Below are 19,042 nucleotides of genomic sequence, written 5' to 3' on the forward strand. Positions count from 1 at the left end.
AATCCTAATTTTGTACTACAATTGCACTATTTAAACTATTGTTTTCTTTAAATCTCTGTCCATCTTCATAAGATGAGAAACCTCTGATATAAACTCTATATATTCCACCATTTTCACTATATTCTATTTTTTTTGAAGGGAATTTAACCTTATAGTCATTTACAGTTTTTAAAGCACCTGTTTGTAAACTAAATGCCCCAACTTGAATACTAAACTTTCCTTTACCTACAACTGGTTTTGTAGAGTTTTGATTTGATATTGGTGTTCCAATATTTGTATTCACATCTGTTGTTACAATAACATCTTCAACTACATCTATTTGATCTACTTTTGGTTTTTGTTCAACAGTTGAAACAGATGGTGCATTTTTATCATCTACTAAGCCATTGTACCCTAAAACAGTAACTTTAACTTTGGCTGTTCCTTTTCTTATCATATCAATTTCATGTGCTGCTTTGTTTGATAAATCTATAATCCTTCCTGCAACAAAAGGTCCTCTATCATTTATTCTTACAATAGTAGATCTTCCATTGTCTAAATTATCAACTCGAACAACAGTGTTCATAGGTAAAGTTTTATGGGCAGCTGTCATTGCATACATATTGTAAATCTCACCATTTGAAGTCTTTTTTGAATGAAAATCTGGACCATACCAAGATGCAATACCATCAAAAACATCACCAACATTTGCAACAAATGGATAATATCGAACCCCAAACACATCATAAGGTCGCATAGTAGCCCTATGCATAGCATCTGAATTATTTATATTTGTATTTCCTGTTTGCTTATGAAAAGTTCTATAATCAGTACTTTGTTTTGTTGAACAACCTGTAAATAAAAAAACTGAACATAAAAATATTCCTATAAAATATATTATACTATTTGTAAATTTCAATCTTTTCTCCTATTTTCAACATATTTGTCTTCTTTTTGTTATCACTTTTTATCTTTTTTACACTTACTTTATATTTTTTTGATATTGCTTCTAAAGTATCCCCTTGTTTTACAATATGTATAGTTTTATTAGCTTTAGATAAACTCTTTTTAGCTACTTCTTGTTTTGTATCTTTTGATACAACAACTTTTTCATCAGTAGCTACTAAATTTTTAATATTTGTTAATTTTAAATTAAAAAGTTCACTTTTTGTATGAGGAATATATAAATTATAGTTATTTTTATCTGTTGGTATTACTTCTTTTAAAAGATGTTTATTTAAACCTTTTAATTCATTATAATCCATAGATATTGCATCTGAAATAGTTTTTAATCTCAATCCTTTAGAAGCAGTTATCTTTTCGAGCTCATATCTTGAATTTTTATCTAAATTTTTAAATTTATCATTGTTTGCCAAAATAGAAAATGCAACAAGGGTATTAATGTAGTTTATACTTGTTTTAGGAAGATAATCTCTTTTATTGTTATGTTTCATGAGGTACATATAGTCAAAATGTCCATTTTTTTTACCTAAATCTCTATAAATAGTGAAAAGATTATCTATTCCTTTCTTACTTTTTCTATAATCATTTATATAAATATTATAAAGTTTTATAACTTTATCATGATACATTGTTGGATTTTTTTCTAAATAATTATCTAAAGATGCTCGTGCTAAACCATGAATAATTCTTCCTTCACCTGCATTATAAGCTAATACAGATAAATACCATTCACCAAATTTTTTGTAATACTTTTGTAAGTAAGAAGTTGCTGCTTGAGTTGATTTTATTAGATCAAGCCTTTCATCTACAAAATCATTTCTTCTCAATTTTAAGTTAGTTGCAGTAAGTGGCATAATTTGCCAAAGACCTGAAGGTCCTTTTTTACTTATTTGATTAACATAACTTGATTCAATTAATGGTACAAAAAATAAAAAGCTAGGCATTTTTTCATACTCTAACTCTTCTCTTACTATTTTTGCATTTAAGATAGATTTTTTTATTATATTATCATAATATCTGATTTTTTTTTGTGAGGATAGGTCTTTATACTTTAAAAGAAAAGATGATTCCTTTAAAAATTCTTTGGGCACTCCTATTTCATCCAAAACCTTAATATCTTCATTTTGAAATGAATTTGAATAAATTAAAGTAGTTAAAAACAACACTATAAAGAATATTTTTTTCAAAACTACCTCTCTTTATTTTAAATATTTTAGATTATATCTAAGAAATATTAGAAAATTCTTTAAATAATTTTTTAGCATTTTTTGTTGTAAGATCTTCTATTTCAACCTTACTTAGATCCAAAAGTTCGGCCATTTTATCTGCTACATAAACTGTATAATAAGGTTCATTTCTTATACCTCTATATGGATGTGGAGTCAAATATGGAGCATCTGTTTCTATTAGTAATTTATCTTGTGGTATTTTTGGTAAAATTTCAACTAGCTTTTTTGCATTTTTAAAAGTCAAGACTCCGCCTATTCCAAAATAAAAATTATGTTCAGATAACATAAGTAGATGTTCACTTGCATTATAACAGTGCAAAACCCCGCCTACTTTTTTTGCTTCATTATCTATTAAAATTTGTCTTGAATCATTTGAAGCTTCTCTTATATGAATAATCAAAGGTTTATTGTATTTTATAGCAAATTTTATTTGAGAAATAAAAACTTCCTTTTGTTTTGCTACATTTTTTAATTTTTCTTCTTCATTTTCAGCTAATCTATAATAATCTAGCCCACACTCACCAATAGCTATGCACTTAGGATGTGTTACATATTTTTCCATAATCTGTTCATCAAAACCATCTATATCATAAGGGTGAACTCCAACAGCAAAATAAACTTCATCATACCTTTCAGACAACTCAACAGCCCTTGGTAAATCATTCAAATCAGCACCTGGAATTAAAAAAGCTTTTACACCATTTTCTAAAGCTTTTTTGATAACCTCATCAATATCATTATAATATTGAGAGTTATCTAAATGGCAATGTGTATCAATAATAATGAAAAATCCTTATGATAAAAATCTTTTATTTAAAAGATTTATAAGATTATTTATTTGAGATATATCAGCACTTTTAATCCAAGCATCTATTCCAAAATTTTTAAAAGCATCATAGTCACTTTCATCTTCAATAACAGCAATACTTACAAACTTATCTTTACAAACACTATGCTTATTCTCTTCATATTCAAATATTGATTCAATATCTAAAATTGCTATATCAGCTTTATCTTCACTTTTAGAGTGAAAAGACTCCACACTAAAATCTGGATTAAAAATTGTCTCATCAATTTGACAAAAAGTTATTATTTTCATATATCCCCCAATTTTTTAATTAAGATGTATTTTATCAAAATATTATTAAATTACAATATGTACCTAGTAATATCAACATTATCCACAATTTTTTCCAATTTTTGTGAAACTAAATCCTTATCCACAGTCACTTTTGAACCATTTTTTTCATCTGCATCAAAAGATATATCTTCTATAACTTTTTCAATAACAGTATGAAGCCTTCTTGCTCCTATATCTTCAGTTTTTTCATTTGCTAAAACAGAGTATTTAGCAAAAGCTCTTATAGCTTCATCATCAAAATCTAGTTCAACTCCTTCAACAGATAAAAGAGCCTTATATTGTCTTAAAAGTGAATTTTTAGTATTTGTCAATATTTTATATAAAGCCTCTTCATCTAAAGATTCTAACTCAACCCTTAAAGGAAATCTTCCTTGCAACTCTGGGATTAAATCACTTGGCTTTGAAACATGAAAAGCACCAGCAGCAATAAATAATATATGGTCAGTTTTTACTTGTCCAAATTTTGTTTGAACACTACTTCCCTCAACAATAGGGAGTAAATCTCTTTGAACACCCTCTTTTGATGGATCACTTCCATTATTTTTCTTTCCTGTTGCTATTTTATCTATCTCATCAATAAAAATAATTCCACCATTTTCAGCTCTTTTTATAGCTTCAATTTTTATAGCTTCAGTATCAAGTAAACCTTCACTTGCAACATCTCTTAATAAAACTTTTGCATCTTTTATTGTAACTTCTTTTTTAATTTTATCTTTATTTAAACTTCCAAGCATTTTATTAAGACTTTCTTGCATTGAACTCATATCAAATGGAATACTTGAATCTATTATCTCAACATGAGCTTTTTTAGGAACTTCAATCTCTATTTTTTTATCATCTAAATCACCACTTAATAACTTTGTTTCCATTAAATTATAAGTTTTTATAAAAGACTCTTTTGCACTATCACTTGCTGTTTCAGGTAAAGGGGGAACTAATTTTTCAACTATTCTTTTAGTAACTTCTGAATCTATTTTATCTTTTATTTTTTCTTCATACTCTTTTGTAACCAGAGCAATCGACTCATAAACCAAATCTCTAACCATAGATTCGACATCTCGTCCTACAAAACCAACTTCAGTATATTTACTAGCTTCAACTTTTACAAAAGGTAATCCCATCATTTTTGCTAATCTTCTAGCAATTTCTGTCTTACCAACTCCTGTATTTCCTATCATCAGAATATTTTTTGGCATAATCTCTTCTTGAAGTTTTGGCTCAACCCTCATCCTTCTATATCTATTTCTCAAAGCTAATGCAATAGTTTTTTTAGCATCTTTTTGACCAATGATATAATCATCTAAGTAAGCAACAATTTGCTTTGGTGTCATATCCATAATATATCTATTCCTCTAATTTTAATATTTTAATATTTTGATTTGTATATATACAAAGCTCTCCAGCTATCATTAAACTCTCACGAACCAAATCTTCTTCGTCTAAATTTGAGTGTTTAGCTAAAGCACGTGCAGCACTAATAGCAAAGTTTCCACCACTTCCTATACTTGCAATTGCTCCATCTTCAGGTTCTACAACATCACCATTTCCACTTAAAATAAATATTTTTTCTTTATTTAAAACTATCATCATAGCTTCTAATCTTCTTAAAACCTTATCTTTTCTCCACTCTTTTGAAAAAGCTATAACAGACTTTAGTAAATCTCCTTTTGAAGCTTCTAAGTGTGATTCAAACATATCAAAAAGATTAAAAGCATCTGCTGTGCTTCCTGCAAATCCAGCTAAAATTTTCCCCTGATAAAGTGTTCTTATTTTTGTTGCATTTCCTTTTAAAACAGAGTTTCCAAAAGTAACCTGTCCATCACCACCAATTACAGCTTTATTTGCACCTTTATAGGCAAGTATTGTAGTTGCATGAAACATTTTTAACCTGCTATAACATCAATTTTTAAAACTGCACTTATAGAATGTCCCAATTTGCAAGATACTTCAAAAATTCCTATATGTTTTATTTTGTTATCTATACTTATATTTTTTTTATCAATCATAATTGAAAACTGTTTTTCAAGTTCTTCACTGATCTCTTTATTTGTAATACTTCCAATAAGTTGGTCGTTTGCCCCAACTTTGTGTCTAATTGTTAGTTTTGTTGAGTTTAATTTCTCTGCTAACTCTTTTGCTTTTGCAATCTCTTCTTCTTCTTTTAAAGCTAATTTTTTTTGTTCTGATTTATGTCTATTTAAAACTTCAGTAGTTGCATGAAGTGCTAATCCTTTACCAATTAAAAAGTTTTTACCATAACCATCAGCTACCTCTTTTACTTCTCCAGCTTTTCCTAAACTTTTTACATCTTTTAACAATAATACTTTCATAAAAACTCCATTTAATTTGATATTTAATTCTACACTATTTTTAATAAAAATAGTATTTTAAGCTTCTTTTGAAGCCTTAACATGCTCTTTTATAGCTCTTTTTTTAACATAGTTATTTAAACCTATATGATTGTTATAACCTAGAAGCTTAGCTATTTTTCTAACACTCAAACCAACACCTAAAAGCTCTTCAATTTTTTCTCTTTGAGTATCAAATTTTGATTTTTGTATAGTTCCTTTTGGTTTCCCTAAAGCTATTCCATCTTGTTTTTTAGCATTCAAAGCCTCTTTTGTTCGTAAACTCATAAGCTCTTTTTCTAAATTTACAGTTATTGAGATAATATTTAAAATCATTTGTGTAAGTTTGTCATTGTCATCAAGTAAATCTAAATTTTGTTCAACAACCACTATTCTAATTTTATTTGAAAGTAAAAATTTTACAATTTCTAAAATCCTATCAATTGTTCTACCAAAGACATTTAAATTTGAAATAATTATAGTAGAGTTTTTCTCACAATTTTCCAAAAAATGTACAATATTTTTCTCTTGTGAAGGGCGATTTATCTCTATTTCAATATTTTTACTTATAACTAATTTATTTTTATTGACATAGCTATCTATAAAATCTTTTTGTTCTTTTGTATAAGTTTCGTTATTTTGATTTTTTCTTATATAGGTAAATATTTTAGACATATTCTTCTCCTAGTTTTATAAAATATTACTATTTTAATTTATACAAAATGTTATCTATTTATTCATTAGCAAAAGCTTATACACAGACTATTTAAAAAATTGTAATATAAATAAAACTCAAAGCTTTTTTTTGATAACATCAATGTTTTTATAATTTAATAAACTTAGAGGTTTTTTTGAGATTAACAGTTGCAATTAGTGGTGCTAGTGGAGTCAATCTTGCACTAAAATTTATAAAACAAATTCCTAAAGATATTGAACTTTTTGTTGTTATTTCAAAAAGTGCAAAAAAAGCTTTAAAACTTGAAAATGGAATAAATTCTAAAGAGATTTTTAAAGATTGTGAAAATATTTCAATTTTTAAAGATAAAAATATTGGTGCATCAATAGCATCTGGGTCATTTAAAGTTGATAAGATGATTATTATTCCATGTAGCCAAAATACTTTAGCAAAATGCTCAATAGGAATAGCTGATAGTTTGATAACAAGAGCTTTTAGTGTAATGCTAAAAGAAAAAAGAGAAATCATAGTAGTTCCTAGAGAGCTTCCTTTTAATACTATTTCTTTGGAAAATATGTTAAAGCTATCAAAATTAGGAGTTACTATTGCTCCTCCAATTTTGGGATATTATAGTTCTCAACAAAGTTTAGAAGAGATGGAAAATTTTATAATTGGTAAATGGCTTGATTTACTAAAAATTGAGAATAATTTATATAAAAGATGGAAATAAATATGAAAAATAAATATGATTATACAGGCTCATATAAAAAAGCTATTTATAGTGGAACTTTTGACCCTATAACTATTGGGCATTTAGATATTATCGAAAGAGCAACAAAAATATTTGATGAAGTTATAATAAGCGTTGCAAAAAGTGAACTAAAAAAGCCAATGTTTAATCATCAAAAAAGAGTAGAATTTGTAAAAGCTGCAACGGAACATTTAAATAATGTGCAAGTTATTGGCTTTGATACACTACTTGTTGATTTTGCACGTGAACTTAAAATAAATACTATAATAAGGGGCTTAAGAGCTGTTAGTGATTTTGAATTTGAACTTCAAATGGGATATGCAAACTCATCGATAAATAAAAATTTGGAAACAGTTTATTTGATGCCAACTCTTGAACATGCTTTCGTAAGTTCTACAATAGTTAGGGAAATCATCAGATTTAAAGGAAATTTTGAACATTTAGTTCCAAAAAGGATTATTGAATGTATGTAAGTATAGAAGGAATTGATACAGCTGGAAAATCAACACAATTAGATATTTTAAGAAATAAATTTCCAGATGCAATTTTCACAAAAGAACCTGGGGGAACAGCATTAGGAATAAAATTAAGACAAATGATTTTAAATGGAGAAGCAAATTCAAATATTGCTGAAATGTTCTTATTTTTAGCAGATCGTGCTGAACATACAAAAGAGATTATTATTCCAAATTTAGACAAACTTATCATTTCAGATAGATCATTTATTTCTGGAATTGCTTATGCCATAGAAGAAAATATAGAAAAATTAATTGAATTAAATAAGCTAGCAACTCAAAATAATTTTCCAAATAAAATAATCCTACTTGAATTAAGTAAAGATGAATTGATAAATAGACTTTCAAAAAAAAAGAACGATAGCATAGAACAAAGAGGAATTGATTATTTACTATCAATTCAAAGTAGAATGAAAGAAGTTATAAAAAATATAAATATCAATCATATAATCATTGATGCAAGTGAAAAAATAGAAGTTATTGAAAAACAAATAGAGGATTTTATAGATGCAAAGTAGCACAAAAAATATTCAAAGTTTAAGAGGTATGAAAGATATTGTAAATGAAGAGAGTGTTTTATTTACATATTTTATAGAAAATGCTTCTAAAATTGCAAAAAAATATGGTTTTTCATATATTGAAACTCCACTTTTAGAAGAAACCGCTTTATTTAAAAGAAGTGTTGGAGAAAGTAGCGATATTGTAAATAAAGAGATGTATCAATTCATCGATAAAGGTGAAAATGATGTTTGTTTAAGACCAGAAGGAACAGCTGGAGTTGTAAGACATTTTGTAGAAAAGAAACTTGACCGTGCAGGTGGAACTTATAAATGGTATTATTATGGACCAATGTTTAGATATGAAAGACCACAAAAAGGAAGACTTAGAGAATTTCACCAATTTGGTTGTGAAGTTTTTGGAATAGATAGTGTTTATGAAGATGCAAATATCATAATGCTGATAAAAGAGATTTTAGATTTTTTTGGCATAGGATTTACTTTAAAATTAAACTCTTTAGGTTGCAAAGAGTGTATGCCATCATATAAGGAAAGTTTAGTAAAACATCTATCAACTTTTGTAAATGAACTTTGTGAAGATTGTAATAGAAGAATTCTAACAAATCCAATTAGAGTTTTGGATTGTAAAAATGAAAAATGCCAAAGTTTATTAATAAATGCACCAAAAATAACAAATAATTTGTGTAATTCTTGCGATAGTGATTTTGAAAAATTAAAAGAGATCTTAGATTTTAATAATATCTCTTATGAAATTGATTCAAATTTAGTTCGTGGACTTGACTACTATAACAAAACTGCTTTTGAGTTTGTAAGCAATGAAATAGGCTCTCAAAGTGCAATAGCTGGTGGAGGAAGATATGATAGGTTGGTTGAGTTTCTAGGTGGTAAAAGTACAGCTGGAATTGGTTTCGCAATAGGAATAGAAAGATTACTTGAATTAGTAAAAATAAAAGAGTTTAAAGAAGATTTTGTATATATTGGTGCTTTAGATGAAAATTGTTTAAATGAAGCTTTCAAAATAGCAATAAATAAAAGAAAAAATACAAAAACCCATATAGAATACAATCCTAGAAGTTTTGGAAAACACTTTGGAATTGCACAGAAACTAAATTGTAATATTGTTGCACTTATTGGAGAAAATGAGTTAAAAAATAGTACAATTTTTATTAAAAATTTAGATACAAAAGAAGAAAAAAACATTGCATTAGAGGAGTTTTTAGTTGAAGAATAAATATGGTATAGACATTTGGTCTGATAATAATTTTTTTATTGAAGATGGAGTTGTAAAAGTTGATTATGATAGTAATCCATCTTTAATATCAATCGTAAAAAATGTAAGAAAACAAGGCTTTAAAGGTCCTTTACTTCTAAGATTTCCACATATCACAAAAAAACAGATAAAAACTCTGTTTAGTAATTTTAATGCAAGTATGAAAGAATATGATTATAAAGGAACTTTTAATGCCGTTTTTCCTTTAAAAGTAAATCAGTTACCAAATTTTATTCATCCATTAATAAGTGCTGGTAAAAAATACAATTATGGACTTGAAGCAGGAAGTAAAGCAGAATTAATCATTGCTATGACTTATAACAATATGGGAAGTCCAATAACTATCAATGGTTTCAAAGACAAAGAGATGATACACCTTTGTTTTATAGCAAAAAGTATGGGACACGATATTACAGTTATAATTGAAGGTTTAAATGAACTTGAGATGATTGTGGAAGTTTTAAAAGAGACAAAACTTGAAGCTCCAAATGTTGGTTTAAGAGTAAGACTTCACAGTGGAGGAAGTGGTGTTTGGGCAAAAAGTGGCGGAATTGACTCAAAATTTGGTTTAACTTCAACAGAAATTTTAGAAGCTTTTGAACTTATGCAAGATAATAACCTTGAAGATTTACTAACAATGATTCACTTTCATATAGGTTCAGCTATGAACTCTATAAAACCTCTTAAAAAAGCTCTAAGAGAATCTGGACATATTTATGCAGAACTTAAAAATTTAGGTGCAAAAAATCTATCTTCAATCAATATTGGTGGTGGATTAAGTGTAGAATATAGTGCTTATGAAAGAACTAGATTTTATTCATTAAGAGAGTTTGCAAGTGATGTTGTATTTACACTAAAAGAGATTGCAAGACAAAAAGGTGTTGAAGAGCCAAATATTTTTACCGAATCAGGAAGATTTATAAGTGCTGCTTCAACTGTACTTATAACTCCTGTTTTAGAACTCTTTTCAGCAGAATATGAGTTAAATCATCTAAAATTAAAAGAGAAAAATCCTCCTTTAATTGCAGAATTAAATGAGTTATATAAAGATATGACTAAAAAAACAGCTTATGAATTTATGCACGATAGTATCGACCACTTAGAATCATTGCTAACATTATTTGATTTAGGATATATTGATTTGCAAGATAGATCAAATGCTGAAATATTAACTCATCAAATCATAAAAAAAGCTATTTCATTACTTCAAATTGATGATTATGAAGAGTTAAAAAGATTTGATAAAAATATTCAAGAAAAGTATCTTCTAAATTTCTCTTTATTTCAATCACTACCTGACTATTGGGGAATAAATCAAGAGTTTCCAATTATGCCAATAACTCATCTTGATGAAAAACCAACAAGAAGTGCATCTTTATGGGATATTACTTGTGATAGCGATGGAGAAATACCATTTGATATGAAAAAACCTCTATATTTACATGATGTAAATTTAAATAAAGAGGATTACTTTTTAGGATTTTTCAATGTTGGAGCATATCAAGATACTTTAGGAATGAAACACAACTTATTTTCACATCCAACAGAAGTAAATGTTGTATTTAAAGATGGAGAAGTTCAGCTTGAAAAGATTTTAGAATCTCAAAAGATTATTGATATTTTAGAAGATATTGATTATGACACAGAAGAGATACAAACAATTTTAAGAAGAAGTTTACCTCTAGAAACTTATGAAGTATTACAAAAATATCTAAATGACAATAGTTACTTAAAAACTATTTGGAGTTATTATGATGATGAATGAAGAAGAGATAAAAAATGGTAAAAAATTATCTTTATGGCAACAAATAAAAGAAGATTTTTCTGTTCCAAAGCTAAATGACCCAGTTTTAGAATCAAATTTTGAAATATTTTTTAATTATCCTGGTGTTTGGGCTATCATAAATCATAGAATTGCAAATAGACTATATTACAAAGGTTTTAAAAAATTAGCAAGAGTTCTTACTGGTATTTGTTCTATTTGCACAAAAACAGATATACATCCAGCTGCAACTATAGGAAGAAGAGTTTTTATTGATCATGCTATTGGAGTCGTTATTGGCTCAACTGCTATTGTTGAAGATGATGTTTTGATATACCAAGGAGTAACTTTAGGTGGAGTTAGCCTAAATAAAGGTAAACGTCATCCAACAGTTAAATCAAATGTAGTGTTAGGTAGTGGAGCAAAAGTTTTAGGAAATATTACTATTGGAGCAAATTCAAAAATAGGAGCGAACTCAGTTGTAGTTGTAGATGTACCTGAAAACTCAACAGCTGTTGGAGTTCCTGCAAGAATTATCAAAAAAGATAACTCTAAAGATAAACTAGCTCACAATGAATTACCAGATATAAATAAAGAGATGTTTAAATATCTAATTGAAAGAATTTCTATTTTAGAAAGTAATGTAAAAAATGAAAATTGCAATTGCAATATAAATGAAAAAAATGAAGTTTTAGAAAAAGAATACCAATCTTTTATTGAAACATTAAAAACAAATAAAAAAGGTTAATAATGGAATTTGAACTAATAGCATTTGGATTAATTACTGGTTTTACATCAGGTTTTTTTGGAATTGGTGGAGGAAGTATATTAATTCCTATGTTATTACTTGCAAATTATGGTATGAAAGAAGCTGTTGCAATATCTATTATGCAAATGGTTTTTTCATCTATTTATGGCTCTTTTTTAAACTCAAAGAAAATAAAAGGTTTAGTAAGAGATGGTGTTATATTAGGTATTGGGGCTAGTTTAGGTGGAGCTACAAGTGGTTATTTTTTACCAAAAGTTCCAGATATTTATCTTCAATATCTTTTTATAACAGCACTTTTATATACAATATATACTCTATTTAAAGCTCCTGCATCTTCAAATATACAAAAAGAAGATAAAAGTGTATATGTACTTTTAGCTATTGGTTATTTTGTTGGTATTTTAGCTATGAGTATAGGAATTGGTGGTTCTTTAGTGCTTCTTCCTATTTTAGTTGGATTTTTAAAATATGATTTAAAAGTTGCAACTGCTTTAGGATTATTCTTTGTGATTTTTTCTTCTATTGGTGGTTTTATATCTACTTCAATATATGGAAATATGCTATATTATGAAGGTGCAATAATAGGTATTGGTTCACTAATTGGTGTATATTTTGGTATAAAAATAAAAGAAAAAACACAAGCAACTTCATACAAAACTTTTGTTTTACTTTTAAATCTTCTTGTTTTGGTAGTAACTATATACAAAACTGTATTTTAATATTACAAGGTAGTGCTTGTAATATTAATATATTTACAAAACTATTAAACAAAACTATCCTATAATAATGGCTTTAAAATTTTAAAGGCAATATATGAGTGATACAATAAAAATTTTTAATGCAAAAGAGAACAATCTAAAAAATATTAACTTAGAAATCCCAAAAAATAAGCTTATAGTATTTACAGGACTTAGTGGAAGTGGGAAATCAACTTTAGCTTTTGATACACTGTATGCAGAAGGACAAAGAAGATATATAGAGTCTTTATCTTCTTATGCTAGACAGTTTTTAGACAAAGTTGGAAAGCCTGATGTTGAAAGAATAGAAGGTTTAACTCCAGCAATTGCAATTGACCAAAAAACAACATCAAAAAATCCTCGTTCAACTGTTGGAACAATTACTGAAATCTATGATTATTTTAGACTATTATATGCAAGAGTTGGAAAACAACACTGTCATCAATGTGGAAAACCAATTTCACAAATGAGTGTTAGTGATATTATAGAGCAAGTTTTATCTCTACCAGACGAATCAAAACTTATCATTTTAGCACCACTTATAAATAGAAAAAAAGGAAGCTTTGCAGATTTACTAGAAAGCCTTAGAAATAAAGGTTATGTTAGAGCTATGATAGATGGGGTTATGGTAAGACTTGATGAAGATATTGAGTTATCAAAAACACAAATGCACACTATAAAAGTAGTTATAGATAGAGTTACAGTAAAAGAAGAAAACCGTGATAGAATTGCACAAGATGTTGAAAAAGGGCTAAAAGAGAGTTTTGGAGAACTAGAAATTGAAATAGCAAATTTTGAAGATCTAGGTACTCAAAAAAGTATTCATTACTCTGAACATATGGCTTGTTTTGACTGTAAAATATCATTTGAACCACTTGAACCATTGTCATTTTCTTTTAACTCACCAAAAGGGGCATGTAGTTCTTGTGACGGATTGGGTATTCGATACACTCTTGATATGAAAAAAATTATAAATGAAGATTTACCTATCGAAGATGGAGCTATAAAAATAATTTATGGTTTTAACAAAGGGTTTTACTTTAAAATGCTTATAGCATTTTGTGAAAGTCAAGAAATAAATATAAAGATACCTTTTGGAGAGCTTGAAGAACATCAAAAAAAAGCAATTTTACATGGAAGTGCTGAAGAGTTCTCATTTTTTTGGAAAAGACACAAACTTTCTAGAAAGTGGGAAGGTATCGTAAAATTAGCCTATGATATGATAAAAGATGAAAAAGAGATGGCTGAATATATGACAGAGAAAAAATGTGACTCTTGTTCTGGAAATAGATTAAAACCATCTTCTCAAAGTGTTTTTGTAGCACAAAAAAATATTCCAGATTTATTAAATATTCCTATTGAAGATACACATAAATTCTTTCAAGATGAAAAAAACTTTGATTACTTATCTGAACAAAATAAAATGATTGCTGCTCCCATTTTAAAAGAGATAAAAGAGAGAATATTTTTTCTTTTTGATGTTGGTTTAGGATATATAACATTAGGAAGAGATGCAAGAACAATAAGTGGGGGAGAGGCACAAAGAATAAGAGTTGCCTCGCAAATTGGTAGTGGATTAACAGGAGTTATGTATGTACTTGATGAACCATCTATTGGTCTTCACGAAAGAGATACAAATAAACTAATAAACACTTTAAGAGCATTACAACAAAAAGGAAATACAGTTATTGTTGTAGAACACGATAAAGAGACTATACAATCAGCTGATTTTATAGTTGATATTGGTCCAAATGCTGGAAAGTTTGGTGGAGAAGTTGTATTTGCTGGAACACTAAAAGAGATGAAAAAAGCGAAAACATTGACAGCACAATATGTAACTGAAGCAAAAAAAATTGAGTATGCTCACAATCGCCCACAAAAAGAGTTTATAGAGATAAAAAATGTAAATATAAATAACATAAAAAATCTTGATGTGAAAATCCCACTTAAAAATCTAGTTTCAATAACAGGAGTTAGTGGAAGTGGAAAATCATCACTTATATTACAAACATTACTTCCTGTTGCCCAAGAGCTTTTAAATCGTGCAAGAAAAGTAAAAAAAGTTGATGGAGTAGAAATAGAAGGATTAGAAAAGCTAGATAAAGTTATCTATCTTGACCAAAGCCCAATAGGAAGAACTCCAAGAAGTAATCCTGCAACTTATACTGGACTTATGGACGAAATAAGAGATTTATTTGCTAAAACTAAAGAAGCAAATCTAAGAGGATATAAAATAGGTCGTTTTTCATTTAATGTAAAAGGTGGAAGATGCGAAAAATGTCAAGGAGAAGGTGAAATCAAAATAGAAATGCACTTCTTACCAGATATTATGGTTAAATGTGATGCTTGTCACGGTCAAAGGTACAATGCTCAAACTTTAGAGATAATGTACAAAGGTAAAAATATATCTGATGTTTTAAATATGAGTGTCGATGAAGCTTTAGAATTTTTTATAAAAGTACCTAAACTTAAAGCAAAACTTCAAACTTTAAGTGATGTAGGACTGGGATATATAACTTTAGGACAAAATGCTATAACTCTAAGTGGTGGAGAAGCACAAAGAATAAAATTAAGTAAAGAGTTAAGTAAAAAAGATACAGGAAATACTCTTTATGTATTAGATGAGCCTACAACAGGACTTCATTTTGCTGATGTTGATAGATTAACACGAGTTCTTCATCATTTAGTTAATTTAGGAAATTCTGTTCTTGTAATTGAACATAATCTTGATGTTATAAAAAACTCTGATTGGGTTATTGATATAGGTCCTGAAGGTGGAAGTAAGGGCGGTAAAGTTGTAGATGAAGGGACACCTGAATTTATGGCAACAAATCATAAAAATAGTGGTTCATATACTGGATACTATTTAGATAAAGAGATAAACAAAAACTAGAAGAGTTTATTTTAACTCTTCTGGTTTATTAAAATAGCATCATTAAAAATTTAGTATTTAATGCATATTTTTATACAAATTTATAGCTTTTGCAATCTCTTTATCTGTTGCTTTTTTTCTACAAGATAAATATCCTTTTTCCCCATTATTCAATATAGTTGGATAAATTGTTGCAAATACCCAATAATATCCACCAGACTTTGTAGAATTTTTTACATAACCAGTCCAAATTTCATCATTTTTTATAGTATTCCATAAATCTTCAAATGCACTTTTTGGCATATCAGGATGTCTTACAATATTATGTGGTTTTCCAATCAATTCATCTATACTATATTCAGCTATTTCACAAAAATCATCATTTGCAAACTGTATTACTCCCTTTTCATCTGTTTGACTAACTAAAAAAGCATAGTCATCTAAAATAGTCTCTTTTTTTTCATTCATATTTATTCCTATAGAAATGATTTCTTGAGAAGATTGTATATAAGTTCTTTTTAAAATACCCTTATAGAAATAATTTCTATAGGAATAATATGTTAAATTTACCAGAGATAGTTACAGAAGAAGAGATTGAAGAATATTTTAAACTAATTTCTAAAAATGTTAAAAGATTGAGAAAAGAGAAAAATTTAAGTCAACTAGAAGTCGCTTTGTCTATTGGACAAAAATCTTCAGGTTTTTATGCAAATACTGAAAATAATGCACATGGAAAACATTTCAATTTAGTTCATTTACTAAAATTATCAAAATTATTTGATATACCAATGGAAGAATTTTTTAAAGAAGAGTAAACTATTTTAACTCTTCTGGTTCGTGTAGATAATATCCTTGAGAATAGTCGATTTTAAGTTCTTGAACAATATCAAAAACCTCTTTATTATGTACAAATTCAGCAACAGTTTTTATATTCAAAGCCTTTGCAAAATCTACAATTGTTTTAACTGTAAGATAAAGATGTTCATCTTTATGAATATTTTTTATTAAAGAACCATCTATTTTTACATAATCAACATCAAGCTTTATAATATATTCAAAATTTGAGTATCCAGTTCCAAAATCATCAATAGCAACTTTACAACCTAAATGTTTTACTTTTCGAATAAAGTTCCCTACTTCTTCAAAGTTTTCAATTCCTTCACTTTCAACTATCTCAAAAGCTATAAATTCAGCTGTTTTTGTTCTAAGAAGTATGTTATATATAAAATCCATAGTATATGTATCTTTTAAATCTTCTAATGTTAAATTTATACTAAAATGTATATTTTTATCTTTAAAATATTCACATGCTTTTTTAACCAACATTCGCGTCATATTGAGATATAATTTTGATTTTTTTGCTTCTTCCAAAAATTTAAAAGGAGATAAAATTGTATTATCATTTAATTTCAATCTCATTAAAGTTTCATATTTTTCTTCACCTGTAAAGTTATTTATCATTTTTTGACCATACAATAATAAATTGTTATTTTCTAAAACACTTTTTAGCTGTTCTACAAGTGTTCTATTCTCTTGCAATTTATTATATAACTCTATGTTTTCATCTAAAAATAGTATTGATATATCTTTTTTTCTAGCAATCCGAACTGCAAATTCAGCTTTTGATAATAAATTAGAACTATTATCTAAACAATTACAAGCAACTCCTATCGCAACATTTATATAAAAACTATTATTAGCGACTAAAATTGGTTTTTGTGCAATATTTTCTATAATATTTTTACAAAGATACTTTAAATCATCTAAACTATTTTTATCATTAGATAATATTGCAAAAATATCATTTGATAATTTATATAAAATCAAATTAGAAGGTGTCAGTTTTTTAAGAATATCTGCAAATTTTTGAAGAACTTTATCTCCAGTTTCAAAACCGTAAAAATTATTTATATCTCTGAATCTATTTATGTTTATAACCGCTACTTTTGAAAATTCAGATTTTTTGATATCTTTTAAAAGTTTTTGTCTATTTGGTAGATTAGTAAGTTCATCTAAATATTGTTCTTGAATTATCTTTTCTTGTTCGTATATTTTTGTAATATCATATCTTATTGCCATAAACTCTATAATATTATCTTTATCATCAAATATTGGAAATACAGTTGTATCTACATAATAAGATTGTCCATCTTTTTTTCTATTTTTAATAATTGCTTTAAATACTTTTTTATCTAAAATAGTTGTCCATAACTCTTTAAATACTTCTATTGGCATATCTTGATGTCTTATAATATTATGATTCTTACCTATTAACTCTTCTTTTGAATATCCAGAAACAGTACAAAAGTTATCATTAACATAGGTTATCACACCATTTTTATTAGTTTTTGAAACTATGGAACTCTCATCTAAGGCTTTTTTATACTGATTTAAAAGAGTAAACTTATCTAAAATCTCTTCAATTTCATTTAAAAGAGTCTTATTATCTATTATCTCACCCAAAAAGACCCCTTACGGTTTTTAATATCTAAATTTAAAAATTTTAGCTAGAAAAAAGCTTTAATATAAAGAAGACAAAAATCTTCTTTATCATTAATTTTTAAATTACTTAATGAGTTGGGATTATATTATAATATTTTGTAAATTATTATTAATTACAAAGCCGAAGCCATATTCAAGTAGTGATGGGCCATATAAGAACTTCTAGCATAAGGACTTGCTTTTACAAACTCAAAACCTAAATCATAAGCTAGTTTTTCATATCTTAAAAACTGTTCAGGTTTTACATACTCTATAACTTTTTCAAAATCTCCACTAGGAGCAAGATATTGTCCTATACTTAAAAATTTACAACCAACATTTAATAAATCTTTAAATACTTGAACCATTTCTTCTTCTGTTTCTCCAAGTCCTACCATCAAAGCACTTTTTGTCTTAACTTTATCGCCACCTAGTTCTTTCAATTTTTTTAATACTTCCAAACTTCTTTCATAAGTTCCATTTCTTCTTATTCTATATAGACTTGGAACTGTTTCTACATTATGTCCGATGATTGTAGCACCTGATTCTATAGCTCTTTTAAGACTCTCTTCTTTACCTTTAAAATCAGGAATTAAAATCTCAACTTTTGTGTTTGGTGATTTTTCCAAAATATCTTGTGTTACTCTAAAAAACTGCTCTGCTCCACCATCTGGTAAATCATCTCTTGCTGGACTTGTAATAACTACAAATTTAAGCCCAAGTCTTAAAACTGAAGTTGTAACTTTTTGTATTTCATTTAAATCAACTTCAGTTGGTCGTCCTGTTGTAACATTACAGTAAGTACATCTTCTTGTGCAAATATTTCCTAAAATTAAAAAAGTTGCATTTTTATTTGCAAAACATTCACTTATATTTGGGCATTTTGCCTCTTGACAAATAGTATGAAGTCCACCAACATCTTTAAGTAGATTTTCCATTTCTACTTGTGTATGTGGAGTTAATTTTTTTCTTAACCATTCTGGTTTTTTAAAATTTGCTGATTGCTTAAAATTCATTTGTTGTGTCATAAT

General features: G+C 27.3%; 20 protein-coding genes. 9 read left to right on the forward strand and 11 right to left on the reverse strand.

The window, feature by feature from the left end:
* Nucleotides 1-4 precede the first annotated feature (4 nt).
* The 8 genes from ACNSOS_RS02675 to ACNSOS_RS02710 are packed head-to-tail and all read right to left on the reverse strand — an operon-like array spanning nt 5 to nt 6,335.
* A complete protein-coding gene (locus ACNSOS_RS02675) occupies nt 5-898 on the reverse strand; it encodes a septal ring lytic transglycosylase RlpA family protein (protein ID WP_418185844.1) in 894 nt (297 codons plus the stop codon).
* Nucleotides 882-2,129, reverse strand: a complete 1,248-nt coding sequence (locus tag ACNSOS_RS02680; RefSeq protein WP_418185845.1) for a transglycosylase SLT domain-containing protein — start codon at nt 2,127-2,129, stop codon at nt 882-884. Before ACNSOS_RS02680 ends, ACNSOS_RS02675 begins: the two co-directional genes overlap by 17 nt.
* A 37-nt stretch (nt 2,130-2,166) precedes the next feature.
* Nucleotides 2,167-2,955, reverse strand: a complete 789-nt coding sequence (locus tag ACNSOS_RS02685; protein WP_418186304.1) for a TatD family hydrolase — start codon at nt 2,953-2,955, stop codon at nt 2,167-2,169.
* 9 nt (nt 2,956-2,964) lie between these two features.
* Nucleotides 2,965-3,270, reverse strand: coding sequence for a hypothetical protein (locus ACNSOS_RS02690; RefSeq protein ID WP_113895076.1), 306 nt, complete (start codon nt 3,268-3,270; stop codon nt 2,965-2,967).
* A 50-nt stretch (nt 3,271-3,320) separates the two neighbouring features.
* Entirely contained in the window at nt 3,321-4,649 is a 1,329-nt protein-coding gene (gene hslU / locus ACNSOS_RS02695) for an ATP-dependent protease ATPase subunit HslU (protein ID WP_418185846.1), read from the reverse strand.
* Between the two features lie 7 nt (nt 4,650-4,656).
* The gene (gene hslV / locus ACNSOS_RS02700) at nt 4,657-5,193 is read right to left on the reverse strand and encodes an ATP-dependent protease subunit HslV (RefSeq protein WP_418185847.1); all 537 of its coding nucleotides are present in this window, start codon (nt 5,191-5,193) and stop codon (nt 4,657-4,659) included.
* Nucleotides 5,194-5,195: 2 nt separating this feature from the next.
* Nucleotides 5,196-5,642, reverse strand: coding sequence for a 50S ribosomal protein L9 (gene rplI / locus ACNSOS_RS02705; protein ID WP_113895073.1), 447 nt, complete (start codon nt 5,640-5,642; stop codon nt 5,196-5,198).
* 57 nt (nt 5,643-5,699) lie between these two features.
* On the reverse strand, nt 5,700-6,335 hold the full coding sequence (locus tag ACNSOS_RS02710) for a recombinase family protein (RefSeq protein WP_113895072.1): 636 nt from the start codon (nt 6,333-6,335) through the stop codon (nt 5,700-5,702).
* Nucleotides 6,336-6,511: 176 nt separating this feature from the next.
* Between ACNSOS_RS02710 and ACNSOS_RS02715 the strand changes: the two genes are divergently transcribed.
* The 8 genes from ACNSOS_RS02715 to uvrA all read left to right on the forward strand — a co-directional run bounded on the left by ACNSOS_RS02715 (nt 6,512) and on the right by uvrA (nt 15,551).
* Nucleotides 6,512-7,066 carry a UbiX family flavin prenyltransferase gene (locus ACNSOS_RS02715; RefSeq protein WP_418185848.1) on the forward strand — a complete coding sequence of 185 codons (555 nt, stop codon included), beginning with the start codon at nt 6,512-6,514 and terminating at the stop codon, nt 7,064-7,066.
* A gap of 2 nt (nt 7,067-7,068) precedes the next feature.
* Nucleotides 7,069-7,560 (forward strand): pantetheine-phosphate adenylyltransferase, encoded by a 492-nt coding sequence (coaD, locus tag ACNSOS_RS02720; protein ID WP_113895070.1) that lies wholly within the window; start codon nt 7,069-7,071, stop codon nt 7,558-7,560.
* Nucleotides 7,551-8,120: a dTMP kinase gene (tmk, locus tag ACNSOS_RS02725; RefSeq protein WP_418185849.1), complete on the forward strand. Its 570-nt coding sequence runs from the start codon at nt 7,551-7,553 to the stop codon at nt 8,118-8,120. Before coaD ends, tmk begins: the two co-directional genes overlap by 10 nt.
* Entirely contained in the window at nt 8,110-9,351 is a 1,242-nt protein-coding gene (gene hisS / locus ACNSOS_RS02730) for a histidine--tRNA ligase (RefSeq protein ID WP_418185850.1), read from the forward strand. Before tmk ends, hisS begins: the two co-directional genes overlap by 11 nt.
* Nucleotides 9,341-11,155 (forward strand): biosynthetic arginine decarboxylase, encoded by a 1,815-nt coding sequence (speA, locus tag ACNSOS_RS02735; RefSeq protein WP_418185851.1) that lies wholly within the window; start codon nt 9,341-9,343, stop codon nt 11,153-11,155. The genes hisS and speA overlap by 11 nt, the downstream gene beginning before the upstream one ends.
* On the forward strand, nt 11,145-11,900 hold the full coding sequence (gene cysE / locus ACNSOS_RS02740) for a serine O-acetyltransferase (protein WP_418186305.1): 756 nt from the start codon (nt 11,145-11,147) through the stop codon (nt 11,898-11,900). Before speA ends, cysE begins: the two co-directional genes overlap by 11 nt.
* A gap of 2 nt (nt 11,901-11,902) precedes the next feature.
* On the forward strand, nt 11,903-12,640 hold the full coding sequence (locus tag ACNSOS_RS02745) for a sulfite exporter TauE/SafE family protein (RefSeq protein ID WP_113909961.1): 738 nt from the start codon (nt 11,903-11,905) through the stop codon (nt 12,638-12,640).
* A gap of 94 nt (nt 12,641-12,734) precedes the next feature.
* Nucleotides 12,735-15,551 (forward strand): excinuclease ABC subunit UvrA, encoded by a 2,817-nt coding sequence (gene uvrA / locus ACNSOS_RS02750; protein ID WP_418185852.1) that lies wholly within the window; start codon nt 12,735-12,737, stop codon nt 15,549-15,551.
* 57 nt (nt 15,552-15,608) lie between these two features.
* On the opposite strand, the gene ACNSOS_RS02755 is transcribed toward uvrA, so the two are convergent.
* Nucleotides 15,609-15,998 carry a PAS domain-containing protein gene (locus ACNSOS_RS02755; protein ID WP_418185853.1) on the reverse strand — a complete coding sequence of 130 codons (390 nt, stop codon included), beginning with the start codon at nt 15,996-15,998 and terminating at the stop codon, nt 15,609-15,611.
* 89 nt (nt 15,999-16,087) lie between these two features.
* Between ACNSOS_RS02755 and ACNSOS_RS02760 the strand changes: the two genes are divergently transcribed.
* Nucleotides 16,088-16,345 carry a helix-turn-helix transcriptional regulator gene (locus tag ACNSOS_RS02760; RefSeq protein ID WP_418185854.1) on the forward strand — a complete coding sequence of 86 codons (258 nt, stop codon included), beginning with the start codon at nt 16,088-16,090 and terminating at the stop codon, nt 16,343-16,345.
* Between the two features lies 1 nt (nt 16,346).
* On the opposite strand, the gene ACNSOS_RS02765 is transcribed toward ACNSOS_RS02760, so the two are convergent.
* Entirely contained in the window at nt 16,347-17,993 is a 1,647-nt protein-coding gene (locus ACNSOS_RS02765) for an EAL domain-containing protein (RefSeq protein ID WP_418185855.1), read from the reverse strand.
* 152 nt (nt 17,994-18,145) lie between these two features.
* Nucleotides 18,146-19,039, reverse strand: coding sequence for a lipoyl synthase (gene lipA, locus ACNSOS_RS02770; protein WP_418185856.1), 894 nt, complete (start codon nt 19,037-19,039; stop codon nt 18,146-18,148).
* Nucleotides 19,040-19,042: the final 3 nt, after the last annotated feature.

This window comes from Aliarcobacter vitoriensis, from assembly GCF_048320235.1.
In the GTDB taxonomy this organism is placed as follows: domain Bacteria; phylum Campylobacterota; class Campylobacteria; order Campylobacterales; family Arcobacteraceae; genus Aliarcobacter; species Aliarcobacter vitoriensis.